Annotated in this window: 6 protein-coding genes; 2 read left to right on the top strand and 4 right to left on the bottom strand. The window is 71.3% G+C overall.

Translation table 11 applies throughout. From position 1 onward, the window contains the following. Nucleotides 1-110 precede the first annotated feature (110 nt). Entirely contained in the window at nucleotides 111-1,559 is a 1,449-nt protein-coding gene (locus tag AFL01nite_RS14875; RefSeq protein ID WP_146828754.1) for an NCS2 family permease, read from the bottom strand. 134 nt (nucleotides 1,560-1,693) lie between these two features. Between AFL01nite_RS14875 and AFL01nite_RS14870 the strand changes: the two genes are divergently transcribed. Further along, complete coding sequence (locus tag AFL01nite_RS14870) at nucleotides 1,694-2,632, top strand: FKBP-type peptidyl-prolyl cis-trans isomerase (RefSeq protein ID WP_186813979.1); 939 nt, start codon at nucleotides 1,694-1,696, stop codon at nucleotides 2,630-2,632. Here AFL01nite_RS14870 and AFL01nite_RS14865 read toward each other — a convergent pair. Together AFL01nite_RS14865 and AFL01nite_RS14860 are read right to left on the bottom strand one after the other, a co-directional pair. Further along, a complete protein-coding gene (locus AFL01nite_RS14865; RefSeq protein ID WP_146828751.1) occupies nucleotides 2,622-3,218 on the bottom strand; it encodes a DinB family protein in 597 nt (198 codons plus the stop codon). The genes AFL01nite_RS14870 and AFL01nite_RS14865 overlap by 11 nt on opposite strands. Beyond that, nucleotides 3,215-3,799, bottom strand: coding sequence for a maleylpyruvate isomerase N-terminal domain-containing protein (locus tag AFL01nite_RS14860; RefSeq protein WP_146828749.1), 585 nt, complete (start codon nucleotides 3,797-3,799; stop codon nucleotides 3,215-3,217). Before AFL01nite_RS14860 ends, AFL01nite_RS14865 begins: the two co-directional genes overlap by 4 nt. Nucleotides 3,800-3,908: 109 nt before the next feature. Between AFL01nite_RS14860 and AFL01nite_RS14855 the strand changes: the two genes are divergently transcribed. Further along, the gene (locus AFL01nite_RS14855; RefSeq protein ID WP_186813978.1) at nucleotides 3,909-5,276 is read left to right on the top strand and encodes an amidase; all 1,368 of its coding nucleotides are present in this window, start codon (nucleotides 3,909-3,911) and stop codon (nucleotides 5,274-5,276) included. Here the strand turns inward: AFL01nite_RS14855 and map are convergent. Then, entirely contained in the window at nucleotides 5,257-6,027 is a 771-nt protein-coding gene (gene map / locus AFL01nite_RS14850; RefSeq protein WP_146828745.1) for a type I methionyl aminopeptidase, read from the bottom strand. The genes AFL01nite_RS14855 and map overlap by 20 nt on opposite strands. Nucleotides 6,028-6,040 lie beyond the last annotated feature (13 nt).

Genomic DNA, 6,040 nt, shown 5'->3' with positions numbered 1-6,040 from the left:
CTCCTGGCGTTAACCGCTTCGGTCTGCGCTCCGCTGCGCTGTTCGGCGCAACAAGAAGAACATTACACAGACGTTTCCGTCCTTGGCAAACCGGTTCCGTGCGACGTGGGTCACGTGAGCAGTCGCGTGATCGGGTCGATGGCGAAATACACTGCGAACAGGGCAGCGATGACCCACAGCAGGACGTGAACCTGGCCCATCTTGCCCATCACGACCTTCAGCACCACGTAGGCGAGGAAGCCGGCGCCGATGCCCGCAGTGATGGAGTACGTGAACGGCATGAAGGCGATGGTCAGGAAGGCCGGAATGGCGATCTCTGGGTCCTTCCAGTCGATCTCGGTCACCTGGGTCATCATCAGGAAGCCCACCAGCACGAGGGCTGCCACGGCGGCCTCGTTGGGGATGACCTGAACGATCGGCGTGAAGACCGTGGCCAGCAGGAAGCACAGGCCCGTGACGACGCTGGCCAGTCCGGTCCGGGCGCCGTCGGCCACGCCGGCCGTCGACTCCACGTAGGAGGTGTTGCTCGAGATGCCGGCAGCGCCGCCGGCGGCCGCCGCGACGGAGTCGACGATCAGGATGCGCTGGGAACCCTCCGGGGCCCCGTCCTCGTCGTTCAGGCCCGCCTCGGCACCCACCGCGGTCATCGTGCCCATGGTGTCGAAGAAGTCGGCGAGCATCAGGGTGAAGACCAGCAGGACCGCAGCCACCGCACCCACGCGCTCGAAGGAGCCGAGCAGGTTGAAGTCGCCCAGCAGCGACAGATCCGGGGTGGAGACCAGCTCGTCCAGCGAGTCCGGCAGCGCCGGCACGTTGAGGTTCCAGCCCTTCGACGTCGGATCGCCGTTCGAGCCGGGGGTGTCGGTGAACGCCTGCACGACGATCGCGACGACCGTCGTGACCGCGATGCCGATGAGGATCGCGCCGGGCACGCCGCGCGTGTGCAGGCTGATCATCAGCAGCAGGCCGAAGCAGAACACCAGGACCGGCCAGCCGGAGAGCTCGCCGCCGATGCCCATCCCGATGGGCGGGGCGGCGTTGCCGGTGGCACGGACGAAACCGGCGTCGATCAGCCCGATCAGGGTCAGGAAGAGCCCGATGCCCACGGCGATCGCGGTCTTCAGCTGGGACGGCACCGCGTCGAACACCGCCTTCCGGAAGCCGGTCAGCACGAGCACGAGGATCACGAGGCCCTCGAGCAGGACCAGGCCCATCGCGTCGGCCCACGACATCTGGCTCGCCACGGCGAAGGCGACGAAGGCGTTGAGGCCCAGGCCCGTCGCGAGGGCGATCGGGAAGTTCGCGACGACTCCCATGAGGATCGTCAGCAGGCCGGCGACCAGCGCCGTGCAGGCCGCGATGGTCGCGAAGCCCGAGCCGGGCTCGGAGCCGCCGCCGAGGTAGTTGCCGTCCGCGTCAGCCACATTGCTGAGGATGATCGGGTTCAGCACGATGATGTAGGCCATCGTCAGGAAGGTCACGACACCGCCGCGGACCTCCTGTCCTACGGACGAGCCACGCTGGGAGATCTTGAAGTATCGATCGAGGGAAGTCAGCACGTTCCGACATCCTGCCAAAGCCTGCAATGACGCACCGCAGGGGGCTCTCGACCGGTTCTGGGGAATCCCACGCGAGCGCCGCGGGTAGGCTCGCCGGGCTGTCCGGCTCACCCCGACGAAACGAGACCTCACCCATGCGGAACCTGAAGACCCTCCCCGTCGTCCTGCTGCTCGCCGCGGCACCCCTGGCGGCGTGCGGCTCCGGTGACGACGCCACGAAGGCGACCTGTGACGACTACCCGTCCGGCACGGCGAGCGACGCGGTCAAGGTCAGCGGTGAGTTCGGCAAGACCGGACCGAAGGCCGCCTTCACGGCGCCCCTCACCGTCAAGGCCGACGACCTGCAGCGCACGGTCCTCGACGACGGCAAGGGCGACGACACCGCGAAGGGCGACCAGGTCGAGACCGTCATCAGCGTCTTCAACGGCCGCACGGGCCAGCAGGCCCTCAGCGAGGAGGCCACGCTGACCGCGGGCGACGCCAAGACCTTCGAGGCGTTCCGCGCCGCGATCGAGTGCGTGCCCACCGGCTCCCGGGTCGTCACCGCGGTCGCGGCCTCCGACGTGTACGGCGACAAGGGCTACGCCGACCTCGACATCAAGGCCAGCGACTCGCTGGTGATCGTCACCGACGTCGTCGACACGCGCAAGCCGGTCAAGGCCAAGCCGTGGAAGACGGACGTCCCGAAGGTCTCGCTCACGGGCGGCGAGCCCGATGTGGCCCTCCCGAAGACCAAGGCTCCCGGCGACGTGCTGGTGAAGGTGCTGAAGGAGGGCGACGGGGCGAAGGTGAAGGCCGGCGACGTCCTCGACGTGAACTACCAAGGACGCACTTGGGAGGAGGACGGGAAGGTCTTCCAGCAGACGTACGGCAAGGACGGTCGGCCCGCCAAGATCGCGACCGGCCAGGTCGTCCAGGGATTCCAGGCCGGCCTCGTGGGCCAGAAGGTCGGCTCGACCGTGCTGATCAACATCCCGGCGGAGTACGGCTTCGGCACGGAGCCGTCCGAGGACGACGAGCTCGCCGGCAAGACGCTGCTGTTCGTCGTCGAGATCATCTCGATCAAGCCCTGACGGCCGCGACGGTGGCGCCGGACCCGCGGAACGGCTCGGCCGCCGCCTCGATCCGGCCCACCTGCGCCGCCCACCAGGACGCGTCGCGCTCGGACCGGTCCGCATCCCACGCGTCGCCCTGCCCGTCGAGCTGCTCGCGCAGGATCTCGAGGTGGCCGGCGTGCTGCGCCGTCTCGGCGACCAGGTGCACGAGGAGTCGGTCGAAGGTCGTCTCCGGCTCCCGCCACCACGGCACCGTGGCCGGCGCGTCGGGCGGCAGTGCCGCCGCCGCCCGCTCGGTGTGGGCCGCGACGGCGACGTGGAGGTTGATGATCGACCGGGCGCTCTGGTCGGGCGTCAGCCACAGGTCGGCGTTGACCTCGTCGTCCTCGTCGTCCCAGGGGAGGTCGAGGTCGCCCGCGAATCCCGAGCACCGGGCGACGTACCCGTACTCGACGGTCGCGAGGTGCTTGACCAGACCGAGCAGGTTCGTGCCGCTCGGGGTCAGCGGCCGCCGCGCGTCGTACTCGTCGACGCCGTCCACGGCACGCCACACCGCCTCGCGCGAGCGCCGGAGGTAGAGCACCAGGTCGGAGCGACCGTTCATGCGTCGGCCGCCCACTGCGGGTCGCGGCCGATGAAGCCCATCAGGCGGGTGACGCCGTCGCTGTCGGCGGGCACCGGCACGGCCGGTCCGTACTGCCCGGAGTCGCGCAGCAGCTGCTCGCTCAGGCTCATGCCCGCCAGCAGGTGCTCGCACTCGACGGGGTCCAGCCCGGACGCGACGCCGGCGGACTCGGCGAGGTCCCACGTGTGCATGAGCACGTCGGTCGTGTAGAACCGGTCGATCACCTCGGCGAGCGGACCGGAACCCGCGTACGGGTGGGCGAACGGCTCGCCGGCGGCGTCGGACTCCAGCAGCGACTGGATCTCCGCGGCGTGGTCGCGCCACGTCGTCGCCGGGTCCTCTGGGTCGACCTGGCGGACGAGGTCCACTCCCCCGGCGGCGAGGAAACCCTGCGACCAGGTGACGAGGTGGAGCACGACGTCCCGGGCGCGCCATGCGGCGACGGGTGTCGGGGCGTCCCAGTCGCGCACCTGGTCGACCACGGCGTCGAAGCCCCAAACGAGGCGTCGGTGTCGGTCGGCCAGGGGCTCGGACGGCGGCGCGTCCTGCGGTTCGGGCATCGGCGTGCTCCTGGATCGGGTGGGTGACCAGTCGACCGTCCGCCCGTGCAGACGTCAAGGGCACGGGCCGCGCTTGTCCGAGCAGCCGGCACGCGAGACGGTGGGCGACGTGACCGAACTCCACGACCTGGACGCGCACGACCTGGCCGCGACGATCGCCGGTGGTGAGGTGTCGTGTGTCGAGGTGACACACCACTTCCTCGACCGGGTGGCGGCGGACGAGCTGGGGGCGTTCGTCACCGTCACCCCCGAGCGCGCCCTGGCCCGAGCCGCGGCTCTCGATGCCATGACCGACCGGCCGGCGTTCGCCGGCGTGCCCACGGCCTTCAAGGACCTGACCCCGACCGAGGGGGTCCCGACGTCCATGGGCTCGCGGCTGATGGCCGGCACGGTGCCCGACCACAACGCCCACCTCGTCGACCTCGTCGAGGACGCCGGCTTCGTCAGCCTGGGCAAGACGAACACGCCGGAGTTCGGGCTCAGCTCGTACACCGACAACGACGTGGTGGGTCCGGCGCGGTGCCCCGCCGACCCCGACCGCAACGCCGGGGGGTCGAGCGGCGGCGCGGCGGCCGCCGTCGGCGCGCACCTGCTGCCGTGGGCGCCCGGCAGCGACGGCGGCGGCTCCATCCGCATCCCGGCCTCGTGCTGCGGCGTGATCGGGTTCAAGCCGTCGCGCGGGCGCATCGGAGCCGGGCCCGACTCCCCGACGTGGAACGGGCTGGCGACCGACGGCGTGCTGGCCCGGTCGGTGCGGGACGTCGCCGCCGTGCTCGACCTGCTCGCCCGCCCGGTCCCCGGCTCGTCCCGCGTCTGGCCCGCACCGGCGACGCCCTTCGCGGAGTCCGTCCGCCGGGAGCCGGGCCGCCTGCGCATCGCCAGCTGGACGGACCCCTACCTCGACTTCGCCGGCGCCTCCCCCGGCTCGGTCGCGGCCGTCGCCGCCGCCCGCGAGGCGCTCAGCGCGCAGGGGCACGAGATCGTCGAGATCGCGGACCCCTGGCCCGCCGAGCTCGAACCGCAGTTCAACGTCGTCTGGTCGGCCGGCATGGCGTCGGTGCCCCTGCCCGCGGGTGCGGTCGACGTGCTGAGGCCGACGACCCGCTACTGGTACGAGCGCGGCGGCCGCGCGACGGCGCCCGAGCTGGCGGCGGCGATGACGTTCCTCGAGCTGACGACCGGCGCCGTCAACGCGTCACTGGCGTCCTTCGACCTGTTCCTGACGCCCACGCTGGCCCTGCCGCCGCAGCCGCACGCCTGGTTCACCGAGTCGGGCGACCCGGCCGAGGACCACCGTCGCGAGCTGCTCTTCACGCCGTACACGGCGCTGATGAACATGAGCGGACAGCCGGCCGTCAGCGTGCCCGGGCACGTCCACCAAGGACTGCCGGTGGGGGTCATGCTCGCCGGCCACGTGGGGGCCGACGCGCTCGTCCTGCAGGTCGCCGAGCAGCTGGTCAGCCGCGGGCGGTCATGACGATCGGGTCACCCTCGGTGATCGCGATCGTGTGCTCGCTGTGGGCGCCGCGCGAGCCGTCGGCGCTGCGGATCGTCCAGCCGTCGTCGTCCATGCGGATCTCGTCGGTGGAGGCCAACAGCCACGGCTCGATCGCGATGACCAGGCCCGGCTTCAGCGGGAAGCCGCGGCCGGCCTTCGCGTCGTTCGGGATGTGGGGGTCGCCGTGCATCGTGCGCCCGACGCCGTGGCCGCCGAACTGCGTGTTGACCGAGTAGCCGTACTCGCGGGCGGTCTCGCCGATGACCGCCCCGATGTCGCCGACCTTCTGACCGGGACGGGCGACCTCGATCGCCCGGGCCAAGGCCACCTCGGTGGCCTCGATCAGGCGCAGGTCCTCGTCCCGCGGGGTGCCCACCGGGACGGTGACCGCCGAGTCGCAGACCCAGCCGTCGACGCTGACCGCGAAGTCGAAGCTCACCAGGTCGCCGTCGCGCAGCTTGTACCGGTGCGGCAGCCCGTGCAGGACGGCGTCATTGACGCTCGTGCACAGGACGTAGCCGAACGGGCCCCGGCCGAACGACGGCGCGTAGTCGATGTAGCAGGACTCGGCGCCGCGGTCCTTGATCATCCGGTGGGCCAGGGCGTCCAGCTCGAGCAGGTCGAAGCCGACGTCCGCCGTCTCGACCAGGGTCGTGAGGACGTCGGCGACGAAGCGGCCGGCCGGCCGCATGTCGTCGAGTTGTGCAGGGTTCAGCAGCTCGATCGCCATGCGGCCAGCCTAC

The sequence above is a fragment of the Aeromicrobium flavum genome (assembly GCF_007992115.1).
GTDB classification, from domain to species: Bacteria; Actinomycetota; Actinomycetes; order Propionibacteriales; family Nocardioidaceae; genus Aeromicrobium; species Aeromicrobium flavum.
This window is presented reverse-complemented; position numbering and strand designations above follow the sequence as displayed.

Excerpts from the sequence above, each read along its gene's own strand:
- AFL01nite_RS14870 (WP_186813979.1), top strand. The coding sequence starts at position 1,694 with ATGCGGAACCTGAAGACCCTCCCCGTCGTCCTGCTGCTCGCCGCGGCA.
- AFL01nite_RS14865 (WP_146828751.1), bottom strand. The coding sequence starts at position 3,218 with ATGAACGGTCGCTCCGACCTGGTGCTCTACCTCCGGCGCTCGCGCGAG.
- AFL01nite_RS14860 (WP_146828749.1), bottom strand. The coding sequence starts at position 3,799 with ATGCCCGAACCGCAGGACGCGCCGCCGTCCGAGCCCCTGGCCGACCGA.
- map (WP_146828745.1), bottom strand. The coding sequence starts at position 6,027 with ATGGCGATCGAGCTGCTGAACCCTGCACAACTCGACGACATGCGGCCG.